The sequence below is a fragment of the Sphingomonas prati genome, from assembly GCF_014643515.1.
In the GTDB taxonomy this organism is placed as follows: Bacteria; Pseudomonadota; Alphaproteobacteria; order Sphingomonadales; family Sphingomonadaceae; genus Sphingomonas_R; species Sphingomonas_R prati.
Genome location: NZ_BMJP01000001.1, coordinates 1,577,598 through 1,602,915, shown reverse-complemented (window position 1 = coordinate 1,602,915; position 25,318 = coordinate 1,577,598). Strand labels below are relative to the sequence as shown.

The following is a 25,318-nucleotide window of genomic DNA, read 5'->3' as shown; positions in this document are numbered from 1 at the left end:
TTCCCCGGCGGAGGCCGGGGGCTAGGTGAAGCGGTTGCGTCCAGGCCCCGGCCTGCGCCGGGGAACGGTCAGGCGTTGATGCTGAGTGCGACGGCTTCGGCGGTCTTGATGCCGTCGATGGCGGCGGAGAGGATGCCGCCGGCGTAGCCTGCGCCTTCGCCGGCGGGGAACAGGTTTCGGGTGTTGAGGCTGTGATGATCCTGGCCGCGGGTGATGCGGACGGGGGAGGAGGTGCGCGTTTCGACGCCGGTCAGCATCGCGTCCGGGTGGTCGTAGCCCGGGATCTGACGGCCGAAGACGGGCAGCGCTTCGCGCATCGCGGCGACCGCGTAGTCGGGCAGGCACTCCGCGAGGTCGGTCGGGTGGACGCCGGGGCGGTAGGACGGTTCGACGCTGCCGAAGCCGGTCGACGGGCGGGCGGCGAGGAAATCGCCGAGCGTCTGGCCGGGGGCGGCGTAGCTCGACCCACCGGCGACGAAGGCGGCGCGTTCCCAGTGGCGTTGCAGCGCGATGCCGGCGAGCGGCGATCCGGGGAAGTCGCGCGCCGGGTCGATCCCCACCACGATGCCCGAGTTGGCGTTGCGTTCGGCGCGCGAATACTGGCTCATGCCGTTGGTCGCGACATGGCCGGGTTCGGACGTGGCGGCGACGACGGTGCCGCCGGGGCACATGCAGAAGCTGTAGACCGTGCGATCGTTCTTGCAGTGGTGCGACAGGCTGTAGGCGGCGGCGCCGAGGTCCGGGTGGCCGGCGCAGGCGCCGAAGCGCGCGCGGTCGATCCAGCCCTGCGGATGTTCGATCCGGACACCGATCGAGAAGGGCTTCGCCTCGACATGCACACCGCGGTCGTGGAGCATGTGGAACGTGTCGCGCGCGCTGTGCCCGACCGCGAGCACGACGCGGGAGGCGGCGAGGTAGCCGCCGTCGGCCAGGTGCAGCCCGCGGATCGTGCGGGTGCCGTCGGTGGCCTCGTCGATGTCGAGATCGTCGACGCGCGTGCCGAAGCGATATTCGCCGCCGAGCGATTCGATCGTGGCGCGCATATGTTCGACCATCGTGACGAGCCGGAACGTGCCGATATGGGGGTGCGCCTCGGTCAGGATCTCCGGCGGGGCGCCGGCGGTGACGAATTCGGTCAGGACCTTGCGGCCGAGGAAGCGCGGATCCTTGATCTGGCTCCAGAGCTTTCCGTCGGAGAAGGTACCGGCGCCGCCCTCGCCGAACTGGACGTTCGATTCGGGTTCGAGCACGCCGCGCCGCCAGAGGCCCCAGGTGTCCTTGGTCCGTTCGCGCACCACTTTCCCGCGATCGAGGATGATCGGGCGGTAGCCCATCTGCGCGAGGATGAGCCCGGCGAACAGCCCGCAGGGGCCGGCGCCGATCACGACCGGGCGCGGCGTCGTGCCGCCGGCGGGGGCGTGCGCGACGAAGCGGTATCCGGTGTCGGGCGTGCGGCGGACATGCGGGTCGCCGGGGAAGCGTGCGAGGATCGCGTCCTCGTCCGCCACGGTGATGTCGACCGAGTAGACGAGCAGGATCGCGGTGCGGCGGCGCGCATCGTTGGCGCGGCGCGCGATGGCGATGTCGAGGGGAGCGTCGTCGGCGAGCCCGACGCGTGCGCGGACGGCGGCGGCGAGGGCCTCCGGCGGATGGTCGAGCGGGAGCTTGATGTCGGACAGGCGGAGCATGGCGGTGCCTTAGCGGGATGCGGCCCGCGGGTAAAACGGAGGCTGTTGATTGCATGGGGACTTTTCGGGCGTGTCGACCGTTCGGGTGGCAACAAGGGAGCAGACCATGGCCGAACGCGACGAACCCAAGACCGAGGACAACAAGACACCGCGCGCGGTGCGACCCTGGCTCATCGCGTTCGGGCTGATCGCGTTTCTGGCGGCGGGGACGATCCTGTACGTGTTCACGACGCGCTTCGGCCAGACCGCGACGCCGGGCGCGACGCCGGTGGGCGGCAGTCGGCCGAGTTCCTGACGATCTGACGGACCGGGTCGGGTGCTGACCCGGCCCTAGACCGCCGCAGCCTGCCAGAAGCCCGTCTTGCGTTCGTGCGTGCGGTGGAGTGCGGCGACGTAGGTCGCGTGGTCGGGCAGCGCGCCATAGTCGGCGATGCGCGCGTCGGCGGCGGCGCATTCGCGGAGGTGACGGCCGGCGTGGCCGTAGCGTGCGGCGCGCGCGGTACGGAGCGTGAAGTCGATCATCGTGCGGCGAAGCAGGGTGGCGGCGAGCGGGTGCGCGGCGTCGAGCAGGTCGGCGGCGTCGGCGAGCACCTCGTAACGGTCGCCGTCGAGGCTCTTCGGGCGGGCCATCACCATACGCGCGGCGCGGTCGTAGGCCGGCCATGCGACCAGGAAGGCGAGCGCGGCATGCGCGTCGGGGTAGGCCTCGACGAGCGTCAGCGCGCGCTGTTCCGCCTCGAAGTCGTCGAAGTCGGGCAACCGGCGGAGATGGTCCCGCAGGTGGCCGGCGTGGAGGGCGGCGGCGAACCGGTCCCAGCGGAACGCCTGCGCATCGTCGTGGCGGCCGAGTGCCTCGAGGATGGCGAGCCGGACGCTGTCATATTCGGGCGGGACATAGGCGATCCGGCTCGTGTCGGCGGCGTTGATCGCGGCCATCGCTGCCTCCGCGCGGCCGGCCTTGAGCAGGCGGCCGGCGATCGCGGTGGCGACCATCGGCTGCGCGCGGGTGCGGTCGGGTTGCTGCGCGATATAGGCGTCGACGTCGCCGGTGGCGTCGGCGATCCGCTCGCCCACGATGCGTGCGACCGCGGCGCGGCGGGTGGCGACGCGCGCGATGCTGCCGCCGGCCATGTCGGGGTCGTCCGGGTGCGGCGTGGCGACGGCCCAGGCAGCGATGCGGGTGTTGAGGAGGGCGAGGCCGTCCGCGCCGAGCGGGGCGGCGAGGGCGGCGACCAGCGCGTCGTACTGGCCGCGATTGGGGCCGGTGAGCGCGTCGAACGCGCGGTCGGCGAGGGTTGCGGGCGGCACGTCGGCGGCCTGGGCCAGGCGCGCGATGTCGGCGGTGGCGGCGCGGAACAGCTCGATCAGCTTGCCGGCGCTGTCGTCGGTGCGTTCGAACACGCGGTCGGCGAGCTTGAGGAAATCCCACAGCAGGTCGTGCGCGGCGACCGGGTCCGCGGTGGCGAGCGGGCCGGTGATCGCGGCATGCTGCGTCGCGAGGTCGGCGATCAGCGCGCGGAGTTGCCGCCAGTCGAGGTTGGACCGCGCGCGGGCGATGGTGGCCAGCCGCTTGCGGACCTGGGTCGCGATCTCGCCCGGGCCGGTCGCGTCGGCGAGTGCCAGGCGCAGGCGGCGCTTGATCGCGCCGTGGCCGGTCGAGACCTCGATCAGCAGTTCGGCCAGCGCGGGCGCGCCGAGCCGTTCGAGGTTGCGTGCATTGAGGGTGGAGGAGGCGGCCATGCTGGTCTTTACGTGGCGTGGATTGGGGGCGGGTGCAACTTGGGGGTTGGTTGGTGGGAGAGGCGCTATCCGCACCAACCTACGCCGTTTGTCCTGAGTAGGGGCTGAGCGAAGTCGAAGACCCGTATCGAAGGAAGGGGACGAGGGTTGCGCAGGTGCTTCGATACGCCCCCTCGATACGCGCAAAGGGGCGCTACTCGGTCGCTACTCAGCACGGACGGGAAACGGGATGTCGCGATGCGGCGCGGTGCAAGCGGCGGTGCATTGAGGAGTCGGGGGGAAGCGGGCAGGCATATGAAGATGCGCGTATGGCCGATCCTGTCGTTGCTGGTGCTGGCCGGCTGTATCCCCGCGGGGCGTGGGCCGGAGCGGCGGGCGCCGACGCGTCGATCGGCGGTGACTCAGGCAGCGCCCGCGCCTGCGTTGTCGGACGCAGCCCTGCGGCAATGCCAGGCGGACCTGCGGCGGGCGGGAGTGTCGTTCCAGGCTTTGCCGGACCGGAGTTTCGGGGGTGGGTGCGATGCGACCGCGTCGGTGAAGCTGGTCGCGATCGGGACGCCGATCACCAATCTGGGCGCGATGCGGTGTCCGCTTGCGCTGGCGTTCAGCCGCTGGGTTTCACAGGTCGCGCAGGTCGAGGCGGAGCGGATTTTCGGCCAGCCGCTGCGCCGGATCGAGAGTTTCGGGACCTATGCGTGTCGCCCGGTGAACGGGCAGGCGGGACGGCGGCTGTCCGAGCATGCGCATGCCAATGCGGTCGATATCAGCGCGTTCGTGCTGGCGGACGGAACGCGCTTTACCGTCAAGGACGGTTGGGGCGGGGAGGACGAGCGGGTGCGTGCCTATCTGCGGGCGGTGCATGATGCGGGGTGCCGGCGGTTCGGCGTCGTGCTGGGCCCGGACGCGAATGCGTACCACCGTGACCATTTCCATTTCGATATGGCGAGCAGTCGCTATTGCCGCTAAGAAGACCCGCTTTCCCCCGCGGGTGGCCCCGCCGGGCCAGCAGGAACCCGCATGACCGATCGCCACATTCCCAAGCGCGTCTTCTCCCCCGCCCGCGAGGAGGCGGAGACCGCATCCAAGCAGGTGTCGACGCCGCAGACGTCCGATCCGGCGTACCGGCTGGCGTTCGCGGACCCGGACTTTCTGCTGCGCGAGGACCTGCGTTCGGTGCGGTTCCAGCTGGAGCTGCTGAAGCCCGAATTGCTGCTGACCGAGGCGGGGATCGGATCGACCTTCGTGTTCTACGGGTCGGCACGCATCCCGGAACCGTCGAAGGCGGCGGCGCTGGTCGAGGCGGCGGGCGACGGGCCGCGCGCGAAGGTGGCCGCGCGGCTGGCCGAGAAATCGAAATATTATGACGAGGCACGCAAGCTGGCCGCGCTGGCCAGCGGGACCGCGCCGTCGCAGGACGGCAAGCGCCAGTTCGTGGTGTGTTCGGGCGGCGGGCCGTCGATCATGGAGGCCGCCAATCGCGGTGCGGACGATGTCGGCGCCGAGTCGATCGGGCTAAACATCGTGCTGCCGTTCGAGCAGGCGCCGAACCCGTATGTGACCCCGAAATTGTCGTTCCAGTTCCACTATTTCGCGCTGCGCAAGATGCATTTCCTGCTGCGCGCGCGGGCGGTGGCGGTGTTCCCGGGCGGGTTCGGCACGTTCGACGAGACGTTCGAGCTGCTGACGCTGATCCAGACCGGCAAGGTGACGCCGATGCCGATCCTGTTCTACGGCCGCGATTTCTGGACGCGGGTGATCGATTTCGACGCGCTGGTCGAGGAAGGCGTGATCGGCGCGCAGGACCTGGAACTGTTCCGCTTCGTCGAGACGGCGGAAGAAGGCTGGGCCGCGGTGCAGGATTACTGGGCCTCGCGGGGCTGAGTCGACGTCCCCTGCCCTGACGGGCGGGGTGTTCCGGAAACTTTTTTCGAGTGCCGTTTCCCCCTCCTGTGCAGGAGGGGGATTTCCGGTCGTGCGCGGCCTGGAGTCCCGTTCCGGGGCGTTCCGGATGGTTGACCTCGCATGGGAATTGAGGGAACATAAAGGGAACAAACGAGTCGTGTTCCCATGCCTGATATCAACCGAACCACAAGACTGGATGCATTGCGCGAGAGCGTGCGTGCGATCGAACGCGGGGGTGCCGAGCGGCGGCCGGTGCTGCCGTTCGGCGTGGCCGGGATCGACGATCGGCTGGCCGAGGGCGGGATCACGGGGGCTGCGCTGCACGAGGCGGCGGGCGCGGATGCGGGTATGGGCGCGGATGCGGCGGCGACGCTGTTCCTGGCCGGGATCGCGGGGCGGCTGACGGGGCAGGTGCTGTGGGTGGTGAGCCGGCGGGACCTGTTCGCGCCGGGCCTGCAACAGGCGGGGCTGCCGCCCGACCGGGTGATCTATGCCGAGACGGGGCAGGACGCCGACACGCTGGCGGTGATGGAGGAGGGGCTGCGCCACGGGTCGCTGGCCGCGGTGATCGGCGAGGCGAGCCGCGCCGGGCTGACCGCGACGCGGCGGTTGCAGCTGGCGGCGGAGGCGGGCGGCACGACCGCGCTGCTGCTGCGCCGGTGGAAGCGGTCGGGGGCCGACCCGATGGAAGAACCGTCGGCGGCGGTGACCCGTTGGAAACTGGCGCCCGCGCCGTCCGCACCGTTGCCGGTGGCGGGCATCGGTCGGGCACGCTGGCAACTCTCGCTCGTCCGCCAGCGTGGCGGCGATATCTTCGACTGGACCGTGGAGGCCAATGATGCAGCGGGTCGTCTCGCTCTACCTGCCGGAATTCGCGATCGAGCGGGTGCGGCGGATCGACCAGCGGATCGGGCTGGAGACCGGGCCAGTGGACGTGCGGCCGCCTGAGGCTGCTGCGACGCTGCCGCCGGCCGAGGCGCGCGGCGAAGGCTGGCGGCCGGGCGCGCGCTGGGCCCGCAACAGCGGCGACCGGGTGCGCGAGAAGCAGGCGGTGGTCGACGCGATCGCCACGCTGCCCGCGCACCAGCGTCCCCCGATGCGCGAACTCGGCCGCCGCAGCGAAGCCGCGCCGGTCCCGTTCCGCGCCATGCCGCGCGACGAGGCGGGCGGCCTGCGCCAGGGCTGGGTGCCGCCGATGGTGGGGCGCGATGGCGGATTTACGGCGGCGGATGGCGCGGCGGGGCTTCCCGGAGCGTGGGTTCAGACGAGGGCGAACATCGTGCCATCGCCGACGTCCTATGAGCGTTCGACTGTTAATCGAATGGTCGCCGGTTCGAATCCGGCGGCAGCGCGTGGCGCGCGGGCGCAGGCTTCGTCCGCCGGCGTCATGACGGGTCCTGCGGTGTGCGAGAAGACCGGGGAGGGGGGTGGCACCTTCTCCACGCCATCCCGTCGGGGGGAATCCAGTGCCACCGTGCCGGGGGCCGCAAGCAACGTTGTGGCCATGTTCGACGTCCGCGAGGGCTGGCGTGAGGGAGGGATCGCAGAACGTCAGCGTGCCGGGGGAACAGCCACCGCAAACCGGAAGGGCGGCGGCAAGCCCGTTGCGGCGAGGCCCGGTTATGATCGCGAAGGGGCGTTCTGGCAGACCGGGCGCGAGCTGGGGGGCGTGGTGAAGCGGGCGACGCGGGCGGAACCTTCCAAAGCGCGGGATGTGGGGGCGACCGATGGTTCTGCGCCGGTGCCGCTGGTGCTGAGCGTGCGGGATGGGGCGCGCGTGGTGGTGGGGCATGCGTGTCCGGCGGCGCGAGCGCTGGGGATCCGGGTGGGGATGGCGATGACAATGGCGCGGGCGATGGTGCCGGGGCTGGACGTGCGCGATGCCGATCCGGCAGGCGTGGCGGCGGATCTCGACCGGCTGGCGCTGTTCGCGCTCAAGCGTTGGACGCCGGGCGTGGCGGTGTCGGATGCGGACGGGTTGTGGATCGACCTGTCGGGCGTCGCGCATCTGCATGGCGGCGAGGCGCGGTTCTGTCGGCGGGTGCTGCGGTTCTGCGCGCGGCTGGGCTTTACCGCGCGGATCGCGGTGGCGGGGACGGCGGGCGCGGCGCATGCGCTGGCGCGATTCGGGCGGGTCGCGGCACCGATGCTGGAAGGCGGGGCGGAGGCGGAGGCGCTGGCCCCGTTGCCGATCGATGCGCTGCGGATCGACGCCGCGGCGTGCGAGCGGTTGCGGCGGCTGGGCGTGGAGACGGTGGGCGACCTGATCGCGATGCCGCGTGCGCCGCTGAACCGGCGGTTCGGGGGGACGGTGCTGCGCCGGCTGGACCAGGCGCTGGGCCGCATGGCGGAGCCGATCGTGCCGGTGGTGGCGCAGGCGGTGCCGGCCGCGCGGTTGCGGCTGGTGGAGCCGATCGCGACGGCGGACGCGATCGCACAGGTGATCGGCGACCTGCTCGCGCTGCTGGTCGTGGAGCTGGCGGCGCGGGGGCTGGGGGCGCGCCGGCTGGAGCTGCGGTGCGAGCGGGTCGACGGACAGGCGCTGATCGTTCGCGCCGGCACCGCCCGGCCGAACCGCGATGCGGCGCATCTGGCGCGGCTGCTGGTGCCCAAGATCGAGACGATCGACCCCGGTTTCGGCATTGACGCGATGGCGATCCACGCGGTGGCGAGCGAACCGCTGGGCGCGACGGCGATCACGACCATCGGCGAGGATGCTGCGGCGGACCTGGCAATCCTTGTCGACCTGGTGACCGGGCGGGTCGGGACGCACCGGCTGTTCCGCATGGGTGCGGTGGAAAGCGACGTGCCGGAACGCGCGCACGCCCGGGCCGCGCCATTATCCCCGCCCGCGGCCTGGCCCGCCGCGTGGCCGCGCCCCGTTCGGTTGCTCGATCCACCGCAGCGGCTGGACCATGTGACCGCGCTGCTGCCCGACCATGCGCCGCGCCGGTTCAGTTGCCGTGGCCATGTCCACGACGTGGCGCACGGCGACGGCCCGGAACGGATCTACGGGGAATGGTGGCGGCGCGCGGGCGAGGCGGACGCGGTACGCGACTATTTCCAGGTCGAGGACGCGAGCGGCGCCCGCTACTGGATCTTCCGCCGCGGCGACGGCGTGGACGGCCGGACCGGCGACATGAGCTGGCACCTGCACGGCGTGTTCGCGTGAGTGGGGGGAGCCTGTCGATGCCCCGTCTTTCGACGGCGAGGAAGCACGAGCATGTCCGGCCGCGAAGCGTAACGGATGCACGGGACGGCCTTCATTATCGAATTGTCCGATGAAGGCCCTGTCATCCGCCAGTCCGTACTTGATCCAGGAGCCAAGTTTTCGCGCACCGCACTTGCGTTCCTGGATTCCGGATCAAGTCCGGGATGACGTGGGGGGTGGGGGTACGCATGCGTGCCGGCTTCGGGCGGGGCGGGGTGGATTTTTTGGCGTGTCGCGGTTCGGTTTGTGTCCGGCGCGGCCGGGTTCCATGGTGCGACGGTGCCACGTCCGGTGAGCGGTGCCGGGTATCATGAGTTGCAGGTGACGACGCATTTCAGTTTTCTGCGGGGGGCGTCGTCGTGCGAGGAATTGTTCGCGCATGCGCGGATGATCGGGTTGCCGGGGCTGGGGATCGTCGATCGCAATTCGGTGGCGGGGATCGTGCGCGCGATGGTGGCGGCGCGCGATACGGGCATGCGGATGGTGGCGGGATGCCGGCTGGACTTGGTCGGCGGCACGTCTTTGCTGGTCTGGCCGGAGGATCGCGACGGGTGGTCGCGGCTGACGCGGCTGCTGTCGCTGGGCAAGGCGCGCGCCGAACCACGCAAGGGCGAGAAGGGGCAGTGTTTCCTGCACTGGGAGGATGTGGAGGCGCATGCGGCGGGGTTGGTCGCGGCGCTGCTGCCTGACGGTGGTGCAGGTTATGCTGCACGGATTGCTGCAAGTGATGCTGCGACTTTGGGCGTGGTGCAGACTGCCGGCGATGACGGCGCACGGCTGCGCGGCGACGTGCGGATGATGGCAGATGTGTTCGGTGATCGCGCGCATCTGGTCCTGTCGCAGACGCGGCGGCCGGGGGATGCGTTGCGGCTGCACACGCTCGACGCGTTGGCACGCGAGCATGGCCTCACGTCGCTGGCGACGGGTGACGTGCTGTACCACGCACCCGAAAACCGGATGTTGCAGGATGTGGTGACCGCGATCCGCCACGGCCGCACGATCGACGAACTGGGGTTCCTGCGCGAACGCCATGCCGACCGTCATCTCAAGAGCCCGGACGAGATGGCCCGGCGGTTCGGCGATTATCCCCACGCGATCGCCGCTAGCGGGGCGATCGCCGAACGCTGCACCTTTTCGCCGACTGACCTGACCTATCAATATCCTGACGAGATCGTGATGCGCGGGCGCGACCCGCAGGCCGCGTTGCAGAGCCTGGTCGACAGCGCGCTGGACCGCCTGTTTCCGGGCGGGGTGCCGGAGGCGTATCGGGAGTTGGCGGATCATGAGCTGAAACTGGTCGGGAAGCTGAAATATGCGCCCTATTTTCTGACGGTCAATTCGATCGTTGCGTTCGCGCGCAGCCAGGACATCCTGTGCCAGGGGCGGGGATCGGCCGCCAATTCGGTCATCTGCTATGCGCTGGGCATCACCTCGATCGACCCGGTGAAGCATGAACTGCTGTTCGAGCGGTTCATTTCGGGCGAGCGGGCGGAGCCGCCGGACATCGATGTCGATTTCGAACATGAGCGGCGCGAGGAAGTGATCCAGTGGATCTACGAGACCTATGGCCACCGGCACGCGGCGCTGACCGCGGTGGTGAGCCGGTTCCGCGCGCGGGGAGCTGTGCGCGAGGTGGGCAAGGCGCTGGGTTTGCCGGAGGACCTGACCGCGGCACTGGCGGGACAGGTGTGGGGGTGGTCCGCGGAGGGCGTGGGGGAGCGGCATGTCGAGGCGCTCAATCTGGATGCGGGGAATCCGCGGATCGCGTTGACGCTGGAACTGGCGCGGCGGCTGATCGGGACGCCGCGGCACCTGTCGCAGCATCCCGGCGGGTTCGTGCTAACCCGCGACCGGCTGGACGATCTGGTGCCGATCGAGCCGGCGGCGATGGTCGATCGGCGGGTGATCGAGTGGGAGAAGGAGGATATCGAGACGCTGGGGTTCATGAAGGTCGACATCCTGGGGCTGGGGATGCTCGGCTGCATGCGGCGCGCGTTCGATCTGCTGGCGGAGCATCGCGGCAAGCGCATGACGCTGGCGTCGCCGGAGATGCAGGAGGATTGCAAGAAGACGTTCGAGATGATCTCGCGCGCGGACACGCTGGGCACGTTCCAGATCGAAAGCCGCGCGCAGATGAGCATGTTGCCGCGGCTGAAGCCGAAGGTGTTCTACGACATCGTTATCCAGGTCGCGATCGTGCGGCCGGGGCCGATCCAGGGGGACATGGTGCACCCCTATCTGCGCCGGCGGGAGGGCAAGGAGCAGCCGGAATATCCCAAGCCCGAGCTGAAAGCTGTGCTGGAACGCACGTTCGGCGTGCCGCTGTTCCAGGAACAGGCGATGAAGGTGGCGATCGTGGGGGCGGGCTTTTCACCGACGGAGGCGGACGGGCTGCGGCGCGGGATGGCCACGTTCAAGTCGACCGGCGGGGTGGGGCGGTATCAGGACAAGATGATCGAGGGGATGGTGGCGAACGGGTATGAGCGCGACTTTGCGGAGCGGACGTTCAGGCAGATCGAGGGGTTTGGGAGCTACGGCTTTCCGGAGAGTCATGCGGCGTCTTTCGCGAAGATCGCCTATGCGTCGTCGTGGATGAAGTGCCATCATCCGGACGTGTTCTGCTGCGCGCTGCTGAATGCGCAGCCGATGGGGTTCTATGCGCCGGCGCAGATCGTGCGGGATGCGCGTGACCATGGGGTGCGGGTGTTGCCGCCGTGCGTGAATGCGAGCCGGTGGGATACGGTTATGGTGGCTTCTGCTCCTTCTCCTCTGCGGGGAGAGGGGTTTGGCTTGGGACGGGCGCGTTCAGATGCTGCTTCCGGCGACGCCTTTCCCACTCTACGCCTCGACGGTGAACGGCCTTCTCCCTCCCCCCACCGGGGGGAGGGTCGGGGTGGGGGGCTTGGCAGGGGGTGTTCGTCTTCAAACGTTGCGTCCAGTGACGCCCCCCACCCAACCCTCCCCCCGGTGGGGGGAGAGCTTTTGGCTTGCTCCGGGAAAGTGTCTTCCCAGGCCACCTCCCCCTCTCCCAACCCTCTCCCCCAGGGGAGAGGGCTTTTGACCTGCTCGGAGGAACGGGCTTCTCCAGCCAAAACCCTCCACCCCGGCCCTCCTCCCGGTGAAGGGAGGGAGCGTATGTCGCCGCTGCGTTTGGGTTTGCGCCTCGTCGCAGGCCTGTCGAACCAGCATGCGGCGGCGATCGTGGCGGCGCGGGGGGAGGTGCCGTTCGTGTCGATCGAGGATGTGTGGAAGCGGTCGGGTGTGCCGGTGGCGGCGCTGGAGAAGCTGGCGGCGGCGGATGCGTTTGCGGGGCTGGGGCATGACCGGCGGCAGGCGTTATGGCGGGTGCGCGGGCTGGGCGAGGCGCCGCTACCGCTGTTCGCGCATGCCGACGCGCGGGAGGAAGGGCGCGAGCCGACGGTCGTGCTGCGCGCGATGAGCGAGGGGCGCGAGGTGGTGGAGGATTATCGCACGCTGCAACTGTCGCTGCGTGCGCATCCGCTGAGTTTCCTGCGCGAATCGTTCGCGCGGCGGGGGTTGCGGACCTGTGCCGAGCTGGACCGGGTGCGTGACGGGACGCCGGTGGAGGTGGCGGGCATCATCCTGATCCGCCAGAAACCGGGCAGCGCCAAGGGCGTGCTGTTCCTGACGATCGAGGACGAGACCGGGATCGCAAACGGCATCCTGTGGCCGCACAAGTTCGAGGCTCAGCGCCGCACCGTCCTGTCCGCCGCGATGATCGGGATCCGCGGGCGCGTGCAGCGCGAGGGCACGGTGATCCACGTCATCGCCGACCGGATCATGGACTATACCGACGAACTGCGATCGGTGGGCGAGATGGCGTTTCCGCACAAGCCGGGGCCGGGCGACGGCGCGACGCATCCGGGCGCGCCCGACCGCGGCGATGCCGGTTGGGCACCGAAGGGGCGGCGCGACTATCACCGGCCGTTCCGCGACGGGGCGGATCCTGAGGAGGTGATCCGGGTGCAGACTAGGGATTTCCGGTAGGGGGTTTGCCTCTCCCGCTTGGTTCGAGCCTGTCGAGGACTGCGCGAGTCCTCGACAGGCTTGAACCAAGCGGGGGGGGGGGGTAGGGACGCGTGGCCGGTGGGCGCGCGGTTCTCGACAGGCTCGAACCAGACGGGTGGTGTGATGGCGCTTCACTGTCCCGATTGACCCGAAATCTAACGCCCACAACACTTTCGCTGCGCTTCGTGATCGCTTAGGGCGCGGCGATGCGTGCTCCGTCTACCCGTGCCATGATTGCAGAACTCAGTGCGCCCTGGGCGTGGGCGCGGGGGCGGGTGGCTTGGCGCCGACTGGCGCGGGCCTATCCGGGGGACGGGCGGCCGGTCCTGGTGCTGCCGGGGTTTTTGGCGGACGATAGGACGACGGTCACGCTGCGCCGGATGCTGGGGGCGGCGGGCTATGTTCCGCATGGCTGGGGGCAGGGGCGCAATCGCGGGATCAGCCAGGCGCTGCTCGACCGGATGCTCAAGCGGTTGGAGGCGGTGACGCGGGAGCGACCGGCGGCGATCGTTGGGTGGAGCCTAGGCGGGCTGTATGCGCGCGAGATCGCCAAGCGGGTGCCCGAGCGCGTGGAGCGGGTGGTGACGTTGGGGTCGCCGTTTTCCGGTGATATCCGGGCGAACCATGCCTGGCGGATGTACGAGCGGGTGACCGGGCATGCAGTGGACCAGCTGCCGATCGCGGCGGTGCTGGCGGAGAAGCCGCCGGTGCCGACCTTTGCCTTGTGGTCCGCGCGCGACGGGATCGTGGCGCCGGCGGCGTCGCGCGGGCTGGCGGGGGAGGCCGATGCGGCGATCGCGGTGGATTGCCGGCATATCGGCTTTACGTCGGATCCGGCGGCTTTGCGCGCGGTGCTGGAGGTTTTGCGGCGGGCGGTTTGAGGGTTGGGGGACTTTTCTTCAGCGTCGGTTTTGCGGTGCTGTTGGCTTCTCGGCTTCGCTCGAAGGGTCCCCCCACTTCGCTCGGGATGGGCGGGACTAAGGGGGCGTTCTCGACAGGCTCGAACCGAACGGATTTTGGAGTGAGGGCCGGTCTTGCCGCATCACGCCAGAAACGGTGCGATCACCTCGGTCGGCACGCGCAGCGGGCGGCCGGTGGTGCGGTCCAGGATGGCCCAGGTGGTGCGGGCGCGGACGTGGAGGCGGCCGTCGGGGCCGGTGAATTCCATCAGGCGGTCGAACTTCGCGCCGCGCGGCGCGTCGGCGACCCAGGTGGCGGCGGTGACGGTCTCGCCGGCCTTCAGTGCGCGGAGATAGTCGATTTCGTGGCGGACGATCAGCCAGATGTAAGCGTCGTGATGGCCGGGTGCGGCGACCGCATACCAGTGCGCGGTGGCAACGTCCTGGATCCAGCGGACCCAGACCGCATTGTTGACGTGGCCGAGCTCGTCGATGTCGTCGGTCGCGGCGGTGATCGCCTGGGTGAAGCGCGTCGGCATGGTCATTTCCCCGCGCCGAGGCCGGCAATGCGCGGACGGTCCGCGGCCGGGATCAGCGATTCGAGCACCGCCCAGAAACCGGCGACTGCGCCCGGCCCGGCATCGCTGTAGGCACGGCTCAGGCGGGCGCGGAGCAGCGCGAACAGTTCGGCCTCCAGCGCGGCGCCGGCGGGGGTGAGGTGGAGCAGCCTCTGCCGCCGGTCGCTGGTGCCCGTCCGCGTTTCGACGAAGCCGCCGGTGGTAAGATCGGTCAGCACGCGGCCGAGCGACTGTTTCGTGATGCCGAGCAGGCGGAGCAGCGCGCTGACGCTCAGGCCCGGCTGGCGTGCGGTGAAGTAGAGCACGCGCTGGTGCGCGCGGCCGAGCCCGCGGGGGCCGAGCAGATCGTCCATGCCGCGATACAGCTGCGCCTGTGCGAAATGGACGAGTTCGAGGCCGCGCCGGATCTCGGCTTCGCGCAGGAACAGCGGGGAGGCGGGGGCGGCTGGCATGTTGATTCCATCTGGCAGGCAGCCTAACCGGACGCAACCGGCAAGCCTGTTCGTCGGTACCAAACCGACTGGCCGCCCCGAGGAGCCGTGATGACCGAGCCGACTTTCCGCATCGAACCGCATGCCACCCCGGTCGACGCCGGGACCCGCGCGGGGATGCTGGTCGATCCGGGGTTCGGGCGGGTGTTCACCGACCATATGGTGGTGATCAACTACAAGGAAGGCATGGGCTGGCACGATGCGCGGGTGCAGGCGCGCGCGCCGATCCAGATGGATCCGGCGTCGTCCGTGCTGCATTATGCGCAGGAAATCTTCGAGGGGATGAAGGCGTACCGCACGGAGGACGGCGGGGCCGCGCTGTTCCGTGCCGACGCCAATGCCGCGCGGTTCGCGCGGTCGGCCGAGCGGATGGCGATGCCGCCGCTGCCCGAGCCGCTGTTCCTGGAATCGGTGCGGCAGCTGGTGGCCGCGGACCGCGACTGGATCCCGGGGCAGGAGGGCGGCGCGCTGTACCTGCGGCCGTTCATGTTCGCGAGCGAGGTGTTCCTGGGCGTGAAGCCGTCGTCGGAATATCTCTACATGGTGATCGGCTCGGCGGTGGGCGCGTATTTCAAGTCGGGCACGCCGACCGTGTCGTTGTGGGTGTCGGCGGATTATACGCGCGCGGCGCCGGGCGGGACGGGGTCTGCCAAGTGCGGCGGCAATTATGCCGCCAGCCTGCTCGCGCAGTCGGAGGCGATCCGCCACGGGTGCGACCAGGTGGTGTTCCTGGACGCGGTGGAGCGCCGCTGGGTCGAGGAACTGGGGGGCATGAACCTGTTCTTCGTGTTCGACGACGGATCGATGATCACGCCGCCGCTGCGGGGCACGATCCTGCCCGGCATCACGCGCGATTCGATCCTAACGCTGGCGCGCGACATGGGGATCACGGTGCGCGAGGAACGCTATGCGATCGACCAGTGGCGCGCGGATGCGACCAGCGGACGGCTGCGCGAGGCCTTCGCGTGCGGTACCGCCGCGGTGGTGACGCCGATCGGCACGGTGCGCGGTGCGGACGGCGACTTCCGCGTCGGCGACGGCGCGACGCCGGGCGAGCTGACGCTGAAGCTGCGCACCGCACTGGTCGATATCCAGCGCGGGTTGGCCCCCGACCGGCATGGCTGGGTCGAAAAACTGTTGTGAGGCGGGCTGCCTCTTCCCTCCCCGCCGCGCGCGAGTATAAGGCGCGGCACGTTGGGGCGTCGCCAAGTGGTAAGGCAGCGGCTTTTGATGCCGCCATGCGCAGGTTCGAACCCTGCCGCCCCAGCCAAATCATTGGAAAATCCGGCCAGTGATGGCTGCAAGTCGTTGAGAGCGTCGGCTGACCATGGTGACTACCATGTTCAGTGGCATCGGACGCATCGTCTGTTCGATAATGGCACAGTAGACGTGCGGTTGTCGCTGCGGCGCACGAACCGGGCGGCGGCCTTCGTTGATGTTCGATGCTGATTTCGTCGGGATGAGTGGCTGGCAGTTGATTCCTGCGACACGGCGCTGTAGCGAAGGGGGACAAAATAGCGGGACAGCGGATCCGCCAGGCATACGAGTGCGCAGCACCACGGGGCCGTAGAATGGGAAGGGATCCTATGTCTGCGGCTTATACACTATCCTCCTGTATCGAATGGCAGTTTGCCGACGCCGGCGAGCTTGATGCGCGTCTGCGCGCGGCCAAGGCGGCCGGTTTCGAACTGGCTGAATTTCATCTTTGGCGCGACAAGCCGATCGATGCGCTGGCCGCCGCGCTTGCCGAAACGGGCATGCGACTGACCAGCCTGTGCGTCGACCCGCGTCGTTCGATCGTCGATCCGGCGCAGCGCGAGGAGATGATCACCGCGGTGCGCGACACGATCGCTGCGACCGCGGTCCTCGGCAAGCCGAGCCTGATCGTCGCCTCGGGCTTTCGCGTTGATGGCATGAGCGAGGACGAGCATTTCGCCAACGCCGTCACTGCCCTGCGTGCGGCCGCCGACGCGGCCGAGGCGGCGGGCGTCATGCTGCTCCTCGAACCGCTCAATACCCAGCTGTTCGCGACCATGTATCTGGTCAGCACCACGCTCGGCCTCGATCTGGTCGAGGCGGTGGGCAGCCCGAACCTGCGGCTGCTCTACGATGTGTGGCACAGCGCCGTGATGGGCGAGGACATGGTCGAGGTGCTGGCGGGCCGCATCCACCTGGTCGCCCATGTCCAGGTCGCCGACATGCCCGACCGCAACGAGCCCGGCACCGGCAGCCTCGATTGGGGCAAGGTCACGCGCAGCCTGCGTGAACTCGGCTATTCGGGCGCCATCGGCCTGGAGTATTTTCCGACGATGCCGATGGACGAGTCGTTCGCCCAGTCGCAGCGGATGCTCGCCGACTGACACGGGGCTGCCAACCAGCCCTCAACCGCCGTCGACGACAGCGTCCCCCAACGAACGGATTGCGTGATGAATAGCGATCGAATTGCGATCAGCCTCGACCTGATCAACCGCCACAATCAGGAACCGAACCGCAACAGGTTCGAGAGCAAATATTTCTGGGAAGAGCTCTATCCCTTGCTCCGGGCGAGCGGATTTCGTTCGATCGAGATCCCCTATGAGCCGGTCTGGCAGTTTGGCGGGCGCAGCGGCGTGCCGATGAACCGCTACTCGATCCAGACCAAGTATGAGTCGGCTGCCAAGTACCGGGCGATGCTTGCGGAGCGGGGCATCGACACGGTGACGGGCGTGACGTTCGATCCCAACCTGTTCATGCGCAACGCCAATCTAGACTTCTTTTTCGGCGCGTCGGGGCATTTCGCCGGCGAGGCGCTGTCGCACGCCGCCGATCTGGGCGCCGACTATTTCGCGATCAGCCCGTCGCCTTATTACGGGCGCGCGGCGCACTATCATCCCGATCTGGAGGCGAAGCGCGCGAGCTTTACCGAGCGGGCGACCGAACTGCTGCGCGGCCTTGCGGACAAGGCGGCGGCGGCGGGTGTCACCCTCGTGCTGCGCAACGAGTATTGGAGCCTGTTCCGCGGCGAGCAGATCCTGCCGCTGATCGATGCGCTGCCCGACGGTGTGAAGCTGGACGTCGACACGGCGAGCCTGACGATCGCCGGGATCGCTCCGGCTGCGTTCATTTCGGCGCAGCAGGGCCGGATCGGTTGCGTACACCTGACCGACACGGATTTCGTCGATGCGGGCGAAACCTGGAAGAGCCCGAACCCGGAATTTCCCGCGCACCGCGCGACGCAGGTGTTCCGCGATCCGGGCACCGGTTCGGTCGACCTGCCCGCGATCGTCGGGTTGCTCGATCGCCTAGGTTATCAGGGGCCGATCATCTGCAGCGCGCGCCAGACGCGCGATCCCTTCCGGGCCCTGCTGCGCACCCGCGCCTTCCTCAACCAATTGCCGAACTGATCCGGACGGAGCCCCCGATGCCCAACATCCGCTACGCCAACATGTCCCACTGGAAGACGATCCCGTATCGCGCGATCGATAACTTCCGCGATTTCTATTACGAGGACAAGACGAACACCGCCTATTATTCCGACTGGGATACGATCCTGAAATATCAGTCGGCGCTCGGCTTCGACGGGATCGAGATCGCGCCCTGGGATCTGGCCGATATCCTGCCGCTGTTCGGATCGCCCGAGAATTTCTCCGCATTCGCGAAGGATCGCGGGGTCGAGGTGATCGGCATGTTCCACGGGGCGCACGCCTCGCACGCCGCCGATCATTACGACGAGGCGATCCGTTCGGGTCGCGAGGCGGTGGACACGATCGTCAAGTTCGGCGGCAGTTACATGAACACCTGTCCGACGCAGAACTACTGCGGCGCGGGCCCGCTCAGCCGTGAAGAGGTGCAGCAATGCGCCAAGGTGATGAACGAGATCGGCCAATACGCTACCGATCACGGGGTGAAGATCGGGCTGCACAACGAGTTCTTCTGCGCGATCAACCTGCCCAATCACCGCGAGCTGATCGAGTCCACCGATCCGCGGTACGTGCACTATTGCCTCGACACCGCGCAGATCGCGATCCTGGGCGAGGACATCCTGACGTTCTACGAAGACTATCACGACCGGATCAGCACGTTCCACCTGAAGGACACGGCCTCGGCGAACCAGCCCGACAGCGTCCGTTATTCGCGCGACCCCGAGATTACGGATGATGGCACGCGCTGGTTCTGGGAGCCGGGGCTTGGCGAACTCGACCTGCAGGGCCTGTATCGCCTGCTGAAGAAGCATGAGTTCAAGGGCTGGATGTCGATCGAATATGACGGTTCGCCGGACATGCTCGCCTCGATGGCGCTGACGCGCTACCACCTGGATAAGGAACTTCGTCCGATCTACGATTGATCGGGGTTGGGTCGAATGCACTCCGGGCCTTCAGGAAGGTCCGGATTCCATAAGACAGCGGCAATAAATGTCGGCCGAACGGAGGACCACGGCACGCGCGTCCCGCGGGATATGCTGCCCTTCAAACGCTCCATGGAGTTGATCGAACGCATAGCCTCCGACGCGGGTCGCGATCGTCTCCACGGTGCGACGGGAGAGCGGCAGGAGGTTCGGGTAGCTCCACATGAACGACACGCGATCCGCCCGGGGCGTGACCTGGAGGATGTCGCTGACCAGCAGGATGCCGTCGTCTCGCGCAAGATGCAGGACGCTGCCGCCGGAGAAGTGACCACCAAGGCGGACCATTTCGATATCGGGCGCCAGGCGGTGGCTGTCGCCGGTCCAGTATGCGATCCGTGGGCTCTTGCGCGAAACCCAGTGTCGATCGTCCGCATGGAGATGGATGGTGGCATCGAACGCATCGGCCCAATCCTGCATGGTCGTGTAGTAATGCGGATGCGAGAGCGCGATCGTGCGGATGCCGCCCAGTGCCTGGATCAGGGTCCGTGTCGCAGGATCGAGACAGGCGACGCAGTCCCACAGGATATTGCCGTGCGGCGATAGCAGCAGGAACGCGCGCTGCCCGATCGCGAACCGCGGCACGGTGTGGAAGCTGAGCAGCCCCGGCGCATGCTGTCGCCAGCGGTTGCCGTGCGTGGAGTGGAGCGCGGTGGGCGTCGTCCAGCATTGCCCCGTGGGCGGCACGAACTGCCGTTCGTCGCAACAGACCGCACAATGTGGCGGCGGGCCGTCATGCGTATCGAACGACGTGCCGCAGGTGCAACACAGATGGATCATCGCAGGAAGATCCTGTCAGGCAGGCGGGAGAGGAGCAGCGCGACGATCGCCAGCGCCGTCGCCGCGACCAGCACCGCGATCACGAACGCCGTGGGGGTCAGCTCCGGCCGGCCGGCGATGATCGAAAAGTAGAGCGTTCCGATCAATGCAGTGCCGACAGCGCCCCCGATCTGCTGCACCGTCTTGTGCATCGCGCCGGCAACACCGGCATGCCCGCGGTCGACCCGCGCGAGCGTTATGGGACCGAGCGGCCCGGCGAGCGTTCCCATCCCGATCCCCGCCACGAGGAGGAGCGCCCCAATCACGGGGGCCGGCAGGTCGAACCGGACCGCGAGCGCGGTTGCGATGCAGCCGACCGCCATCGCGACCGCCCCCACCAAAGGCACGCGTAGGCCGTAGCGCGGCAGCGCCTTGCGCCCGATCTGGCTGATCCCCGCCATCACGCCGAGGCCGAACGGGACGTGCAGCAGCGCGACGTCGAGCGGCGCGTAGCCGAGGCCGCGCTGCAACGTGATGCTGAAGGTGAGCAGAAACCCCGTCGATGCCACGGTAAAGCAGCCTGTGGCGGCGAGGCCGATGCGGAAACAGGAATCCCGGAACAGGGCGGGTTCGATCAGCGCCGAGCCGAGGCGCGCGCGACGCCGCACCTCATACCGCCAGAATGCCCAGCAGGTGCAGGCGCTGACCGCCAGCACCGCGAAGCCCCAAAGCGGCCAACCGGACTCGCGGCCCTCGATCAGCGGATAGAGCAAGGCGCCCACGGCGACGAACAACAGCAATGATCCGGGCACGTCGATGCGGAGCGGATGCGCCGACCGACCGCGCGGGAGGAGCGCGATCCCGGCAACAAGCGCGAGCAGCCCGACCGGAAGGTTGATGAGAAACACGCTGCGCCAGCCGAGTCCGAAGGGGTTCAACGCGATCAGCAGGCCGCCCAACACCGGCCCCCCGATGGCGGCAAGCCCGCCGATGATCCCGAACGCCGCGAGGCGCCCGATCCGTTCGGTGGGATCATAGAGAAGCTGGACCAGCGCGACGCCCTGCGGCGCCATGATCGCCGCGGCCAGACCCTGTGCCAGCCGCGCGAAGACCAGGGATTGCTGGTCGGCCGCGAGCCCGCAGGCGAGCGAGGCGGCGGTGAATCCGATCACGCCGATCAGGAACATGCGGCGATACCCGAACAGATCGCCTAGCCGCCCGCCGACCACGAGCAGCACGGCAAAGGTCAGGAAATAGCCCGATACGACCCATTGCATGGCCGCGTCGCTGGCACCCAGCCCCCGCTGCATCGCAGGCAACGCGGTGTTGACGATGGTCGAGTCGACGACGTCCATCACGAACGCGACGAGGATGGTGGCGAACGCCAGCGAACGCTGACGCGCGGTCAGTTCGGCAGATACCGGCGTTCGTTCCACGTCGTTGATCCTCGCTTGACAGGCCGGCGTGTCATGACGATACCCCGTATCAGAATGCAAGTTCTAATACAGCCGGATCACCGGCGTATGCATCTGGGAGAGCAAGCGGATGGTCACGGATCCGAACAGCGCCGAAGCGCGTCAGCCCGGCGTCGGACAGGGCATCACCGTCATCACCGCAGGCTTCCTGCCCATATTGGCGATCGTGTCGCTGTTTCCGGCGGTGCCGTCGATCATCGATCATTTTTCCGGCAATCCGTCCGCTGCCTGGCAGGTGCCGGCGATGGTGTCCGCGCCGGGCCTGACGATCGCGGTGATCGCGCTGTTCGCCGGGATGCTGGTCGACCGGTTCGGACGCCGCAAACTGATGCTCGGATCGTTGCTGCTCTACGGTCTGTTCGGCGCGGCGCCGTTCTTTCTGGACGATCTGAACGCGATCTATGCGTCGCGCCTGCTGCTGGGTGTCGCCGAGGCGGCGATCCTGACCACGCTGAACACGCTGATTGGCGATTATTGGGAGGATAGCGGCCGGCGTAAATGGCTGACGCTGCAGGGGCTGGCCGGGCCGTTCCTGGCCAGCGGCGTCATTCTGGCGTCGGGCTATCTGACCGGGCTGCGCTGGAACGGGATCTTCCTGATCTACCTCATCGCGTTTCCGATCTTCTTTGCCGCCGCGCGCTACCTGTACGAACCGGCAAGCGATGCGACCGCGCGCAAGATGCTCGGCATCGGTCAGGGTCCGGCGCGGACGCCGTTTCCGATGGCGTCGGTGGTGATGATCGGGATCGTCACGCTGTTTTCGTCGGCGCTGTATTACGTGTTCATCATCAACGGCGGCATGGCGTTCCGCGAAGTCGGGATCATGTCGTCCCAGGAACTTGGCAAGCTGACCTTCATCCCGAGCCTGTTCGTCATGGTCGGGTCGCTGATCTTCTGGGCGACGGGCCGGCTTGGGCCGGTGACGCAACTGGGTATCTTTCTGGCGATGATCGGCGGCGGGCTGGCCTGGATCGGGCTGGCCAGCGACTGGCGCTGGATGATTGCGGGGCTGGTGATCCAGCAGACCGGCGCCGGCATGGCCGTGCCGACGCTGATCGCGTGGGCGCAGACAAAGCTGCCGTTCGAACATCGCGGCCGCGGCATGGGCCTGTGGACCGCGTGCTTTTTCTTCGGACAGTTTTCCAGCCCGTTCCTGGTTTCGCTGTTCCGCGCCCAGACCGGCGCGATGCAGTCCGCGTTCCTGATCATGGGCGCGACCGGGGTTGCCGGTGCGGTCGCTGCCTTCGTTTTCGCGGCGTCCCGGCGTGGCGGCGGTATCCCCGCCGCAGCGCGGGCCGCCTGATCCCTGCACCGTTCACGAGGATATCGACATGGCGATCAAGCGGGGCGTCAGCCTCTACAGCTACCAGCACGAGACGTTCACGGGCAAGATGACGCTCGAGGACTGCATCCGCACGAGCGTGGCGTTCGGTGCCAGGGGCATTGAGGTCATCGGCGAGCAGACCTTCTGGGGCTGGCCCGAAGTCGGCGTGGCAGACGAGAAGGTGGCCGAGTGGCACAGCCTGATCGCGAAATATAACGCGGTGCCGGTCAGCCACGACTTCATGCTCGACTATAAACGCTACAAGGGTCGCGAGATGCCGTTCGACGAGCAGGTCGCGAGCGTGAAGAAGGACATCGATTTCGGGGCGCGGCTGGGCATGAGCTACGTCCGGGCGCTGGTGTCGATCGCGCCGGAAGTGCTGGTCGCGGCGGCTCCCCATGCGGAGGAGAAGGGCATCAAGATCCTGATCGAGGTGCATGCGCCGCTGCATTTCGACCATCCGTGGATCATCCGGCATGCCGAGGCCTTCGAGAAGGCGGGCAGCGACGCGCTGGGCTTCCTGCCGGACATGGGCATGTTCCTGTTCAAATTTCCGCCGGTGTGGAAGGCGCGCTTCATCCGCAACGGCGTGCCGCAGCACATCGCCGACTATATCGTGAAGGCATATGAGGACCGCGTCCTCAGCGAATATGTGATCCTGAACGTCCGCGAGATGGGCGGCAGCGGGCCCGCGCTGGGCATGGCCGAAACGCTGCGCCACAATGCGGCCTACGAGCCCAAGCGGATGCTCGACTACATGCACCGCATCCACCACGTGCACGGCAAATTCTACCAGATGGACGAGGATCTGGTCGAACCCTGCATCCCGTATGACGAGATCGTCCGGGTGCTGAAGCAGGGGAATTACAACGGCTATATCTGTTCGGAATATGAGGGGAATCGCTGGATCGAGGATGCGCAGGAGGTCGATTCGGTCGAGCAGGTCCGCCGCCAGCAGGCGATGCTGACGCAGCTGATCGACGGCCCGAACCCCACCGCGATGGCCGCCTGAAAGGACTGATCCGATGTTCGACAACAAGATGATCGTGGAAGACAGCCTGAAGGCGACGGCCGACGGGTTCAGCATCGAGGCGCGGCTGCCTTATTATCGCGGGCTGGGCCTGTCGATGATCGAGGATGTCGGCGTGAGCGTCGACGGGGAGCCCGTGCCGCGCGAGGCGGTGACGCTGTCGCTGCGCGGCCGCACCTGGACGCTGGACGAGATGGAAACCGAATATGGCGACCGCTGGAACTTCGGCGAGAAGGCCGTCGTGGGCGTGAAGGTGCCCGGCGGACTTGCCCCGGGGGAGCATCGCATCGGCCTGTCCGAGCGGATGCGCGTGTCATACCTGCCGTTCGTGCCGACGGCGAAGGACGAGAAGGTGCTGACGCTGGCCGAATGAGCGACCGATCCGGCTTCGGCCGGCGGACGTGGAGATATTCGACCGTAGCATCATGGTCCGCCCGCTGTCCGACGCGGAGATCGCCGGACTGACAGCGGGCGGAGCGTGAAGCGTCAGCCCGCCCGGCGGATGTCCGGGTAGCGGGCGATGACCGCCATCTGCGCGACGAGGCAGGTCAGGATCGGCGCATAATAGAGCCAGCGCATGCCGGCGACCACGCCGGCCCCCACCGTGCCCGGGGCATAACCGACGGCGGCCAGCCCGTAGGCGACCAGCGCACCGCCGATCGCCATGCCGATCTTGGTCGACAGGCTGATCCCCGACGACAGCAGGCCTTCATTGCGGGTGCCGGTCAGCGTTTCGTGATGATCGATCGCCTCGGCCGCCATCGCGAAGATCGCGGTCATCGTGATGCTGAGCAGGACCGAACCGGCGAGGTAGAGCGTGAGGAACAGTGAAATCGATCCCTCCGCCAGCGGCAGCAGCGCAAAGAGCGGCAGGGCGGCGCCCAGCGCGATCAGGTTGCCACGCCGCATGCCCCACCGCCGGAAATAGGCCGGGGCCAGCATCGATCCGATCAGCAACGTGCCCGACACCGCCGGTAGCAGGATCGAAATCATCCAGGGCTGCCCAAGGACGTGGATCGCGAAGAACGGCGTGATCGCGAGCAGCGCCCCGAACCGGACGAAGTTGAGCAGTGCGAAGAGGAACACGGTGTACCACGCCCGGTTCGCGACCATCGCCCGAACCTGTGGCCAGAGCCGCTGGCGCGATGGCGGATCGGCGGCGTGAACCTGTTCGGGACAACGCAGCAGGTTGAGCGTCGTCAGCGTGGTGGCGAGGCCGAACAGGACGGCGACGAGCAGGAACCCGCGCCGCTGGTCCCCCCCGCCGAACAGGCCCACGAGCGGCATGGTGGCGGCCGTCGCGACGATGACGGAGATCGCGGTGCCCGCCGCGCGCAGGCTGCCCAGCGACAGCCGTTCGTCGTGCCGGTTGGTCATCATCGGCAGCAGCGCGCCGTAGGGAATGTTCACCACGGAGAAGAGCAGCCCGAGGACGCCGAACGTCACCACCGCCCAAACGAGGCGGATCGCCTCACCCCCCGGCGGGGACCAGAAGGTCGCGACGCAGAGCAGGCCGAACGGGATGGCGCCCAGGCGGAACCAGGGGCGGGCGCGGCCCGTGGCGCTGCGCGTGCGATCGACCATCATGCCGATCAGCGGATCGACCGCGGCATCGGCCAGCCGCGATATCAGCAGCAACGTGCCCACCGCGGCGGCGGGCAGCAGCGCGACATCGGTGTAGAAGAAGAGCAGGAACGCGCCGACCATGTTCCAGGACAGGCCGAACCCGAAATCCCCGAGGCCGTAGGCAAGCTTCGCCGACGCGCGCAGCGGCGGCGAAGCGACAGGGGCATGGCCCACCGCCTGCATAC

General features: G+C 68.3%; 21 protein-coding genes and 2 tRNA genes. 16 read left to right on the top strand and 7 right to left on the bottom strand.

All coding sequences use genetic code 11. The features are described from left to right. Positions 1–68 precede the first annotated feature (68 nt). Entirely contained in the window at positions 69–1,688 is a 1,620-nt protein-coding gene (locus IEX50_RS07310) for an NAD(P)/FAD-dependent oxidoreductase (RefSeq protein WP_157174973.1), read from the bottom strand. Positions 1,689–1,794: 106 nt separating this feature from the next. Here IEX50_RS07310 and IEX50_RS07305 point away from each other — a divergent pair, with 106 nt between their 5' ends. After that, positions 1,795–1,983: a hypothetical protein gene (locus IEX50_RS07305; protein WP_157174974.1), complete on the top strand. Its 189-nt coding sequence runs from the start codon at positions 1,795–1,797 to the stop codon at positions 1,981–1,983. 35 nt (positions 1,984–2,018) lie between these two features. On the opposite strand, the gene IEX50_RS07300 is transcribed toward IEX50_RS07305, so the two are convergent. Continuing rightward, positions 2,019–3,428, bottom strand: coding sequence for a DUF6880 family protein (locus IEX50_RS07300; RefSeq protein WP_157174975.1), 1,410 nt, complete (start codon positions 3,426–3,428; stop codon positions 2,019–2,021). A gap of 294 nt (positions 3,429–3,722) precedes the next feature. On the opposite strand from IEX50_RS07300, the gene IEX50_RS07295 reads away from it, so the two are divergent. The 7 genes from IEX50_RS07295 to IEX50_RS07265 all read left to right on the top strand — a co-directional run bounded on the left by IEX50_RS07295 (position 3,723) and on the right by IEX50_RS07265 (position 13,451). Then, complete coding sequence (locus IEX50_RS07295) at positions 3,723–4,394, top strand: extensin-like domain-containing protein (RefSeq protein ID WP_229673723.1); 672 nt, start codon at positions 3,723–3,725, stop codon at positions 4,392–4,394. A gap of 51 nt (positions 4,395–4,445) precedes the next feature. Continuing rightward, positions 4,446–5,309, top strand: a complete 864-nt coding sequence (locus tag IEX50_RS07290; RefSeq protein WP_157174976.1) for an LOG family protein — start codon at positions 4,446–4,448, stop codon at positions 5,307–5,309. A 186-nt stretch (positions 5,310–5,495) separates the two neighbouring features. Further along, the gene (locus IEX50_RS07285) at positions 5,496–6,278 is read left to right on the top strand and encodes an ImuA family protein (protein ID WP_157174977.1); all 783 of its coding nucleotides are present in this window, start codon (positions 5,496–5,498) and stop codon (positions 6,276–6,278) included. A gap of 284 nt (positions 6,279–6,562) precedes the next feature. Continuing rightward, positions 6,563–6,683, top strand: a tRNA-Asn gene (locus IEX50_RS07280). Between the two features lie 151 nt (positions 6,684–6,834). Then, on the top strand, positions 6,835–8,502 hold the full coding sequence (locus tag IEX50_RS07275; RefSeq protein WP_157174978.1) for a Y-family DNA polymerase: 1,668 nt from the start codon (positions 6,835–6,837) through the stop codon (positions 8,500–8,502). A 318-nt stretch (positions 8,503–8,820) separates the two neighbouring features. Beyond that, positions 8,821–12,549: an error-prone DNA polymerase gene (locus tag IEX50_RS07270; RefSeq protein ID WP_229673721.1), complete on the top strand. Its 3,729-nt coding sequence runs from the start codon at positions 8,821–8,823 to the stop codon at positions 12,547–12,549. A 227-nt stretch (positions 12,550–12,776) separates the two neighbouring features. Further along, entirely contained in the window at positions 12,777–13,451 is a 675-nt protein-coding gene (locus IEX50_RS07265; protein WP_229673718.1) for an esterase/lipase family protein, read from the top strand. Positions 13,452–13,612: 161 nt separating this feature from the next. Here IEX50_RS07265 and IEX50_RS07260 read toward each other — a convergent pair whose 3' ends face one another. Together IEX50_RS07260 and IEX50_RS07255 are read right to left on the bottom strand one after the other, a co-directional pair. Further along, positions 13,613–14,014, bottom strand: a complete 402-nt coding sequence (locus IEX50_RS07260; RefSeq protein WP_373285286.1) for an acyl-CoA thioesterase — start codon at positions 14,012–14,014, stop codon at positions 13,613–13,615. Then, positions 14,011–14,499: a MarR family winged helix-turn-helix transcriptional regulator gene (locus IEX50_RS07255; RefSeq protein WP_157174980.1), complete on the bottom strand. Its 489-nt coding sequence runs from the start codon at positions 14,497–14,499 to the stop codon at positions 14,011–14,013. The genes IEX50_RS07260 and IEX50_RS07255 overlap by 4 nt, the downstream gene beginning before the upstream one ends. A gap of 90 nt (positions 14,500–14,589) precedes the next feature. Here IEX50_RS07255 and IEX50_RS07250 point away from each other — a divergent pair, with 90 nt between their 5' ends. From IEX50_RS07250 to IEX50_RS07230, 5 genes are all read left to right on the top strand, one after another. Further along, positions 14,590–15,681 (top strand): branched-chain amino acid aminotransferase, encoded by a 1,092-nt coding sequence (locus IEX50_RS07250; RefSeq protein ID WP_157174981.1) that lies wholly within the window; start codon positions 14,590–14,592, stop codon positions 15,679–15,681. A 52-nt stretch (positions 15,682–15,733) separates the two neighbouring features. Further along, positions 15,734–15,808: transfer RNA gene (locus IEX50_RS07245), tRNA-Gln, on the top strand. A gap of 316 nt (positions 15,809–16,124) precedes the next feature. Then, positions 16,125–16,898 carry a sugar phosphate isomerase/epimerase family protein gene (locus IEX50_RS07240; RefSeq protein ID WP_157174982.1) on the top strand — a complete coding sequence of 258 codons (774 nt, stop codon included), beginning with the start codon at positions 16,125–16,127 and terminating at the stop codon, positions 16,896–16,898. 66 nt (positions 16,899–16,964) lie between these two features. Next, entirely contained in the window at positions 16,965–17,921 is a 957-nt protein-coding gene (locus IEX50_RS07235; RefSeq protein WP_157174983.1) for a sugar phosphate isomerase/epimerase family protein, read from the top strand. Between the two features lie 17 nt (positions 17,922–17,938). After that, positions 17,939–18,862 (top strand): sugar phosphate isomerase/epimerase family protein, encoded by a 924-nt coding sequence (locus tag IEX50_RS07230; RefSeq protein WP_157174984.1) that lies wholly within the window; start codon positions 17,939–17,941, stop codon positions 18,860–18,862. A gap of 30 nt (positions 18,863–18,892) precedes the next feature. Here IEX50_RS07230 and IEX50_RS07225 read toward each other — a convergent pair whose 3' ends face one another. Beyond that, positions 18,893–19,699, bottom strand: coding sequence for an MBL fold metallo-hydrolase (locus tag IEX50_RS07225; RefSeq protein WP_157174985.1), 807 nt, complete (start codon positions 19,697–19,699; stop codon positions 18,893–18,895). Beyond that, a complete protein-coding gene (locus IEX50_RS07220; RefSeq protein ID WP_229673716.1) occupies positions 19,696–21,114 on the bottom strand; it encodes an MFS transporter in 1,419 nt (472 codons plus the stop codon). Before IEX50_RS07220 ends, IEX50_RS07225 begins: the two co-directional genes overlap by 4 nt. Positions 21,115–21,223: 109 nt before the next feature. Between IEX50_RS07220 and IEX50_RS07215 the strand changes: the two genes are divergently transcribed. From IEX50_RS07215 to IEX50_RS07205, 3 genes are read left to right on the top strand one after another with little or no spacing between them, the layout of a single operon-like run. Next, positions 21,224–22,456: an MFS transporter gene (locus IEX50_RS07215; protein ID WP_157174986.1), complete on the top strand. Its 1,233-nt coding sequence runs from the start codon at positions 21,224–21,226 to the stop codon at positions 22,454–22,456. 22 nt (positions 22,457–22,478) lie between these two features. Further along, positions 22,479–23,489 (top strand): sugar phosphate isomerase/epimerase family protein, encoded by a 1,011-nt coding sequence (locus IEX50_RS07210; RefSeq protein ID WP_157175821.1) that lies wholly within the window; start codon positions 22,479–22,481, stop codon positions 23,487–23,489. A 13-nt stretch (positions 23,490–23,502) separates the two neighbouring features. Beyond that, positions 23,503–23,880: a C-glycoside deglycosidase beta subunit domain-containing protein gene (locus tag IEX50_RS07205; protein WP_157174987.1), complete on the top strand. Its 378-nt coding sequence runs from the start codon at positions 23,503–23,505 to the stop codon at positions 23,878–23,880. A gap of 113 nt (positions 23,881–23,993) precedes the next feature. Here the strand turns inward: IEX50_RS07205 and IEX50_RS07200 are convergent, their stop codons facing one another. Continuing rightward, the gene (locus tag IEX50_RS07200; RefSeq protein ID WP_157174988.1) at positions 23,994–25,316 is read right to left on the bottom strand and encodes an MFS transporter; all 1,323 of its coding nucleotides are present in this window, start codon (positions 25,314–25,316) and stop codon (positions 23,994–23,996) included. Positions 25,317–25,318 lie beyond the last annotated feature (2 nt).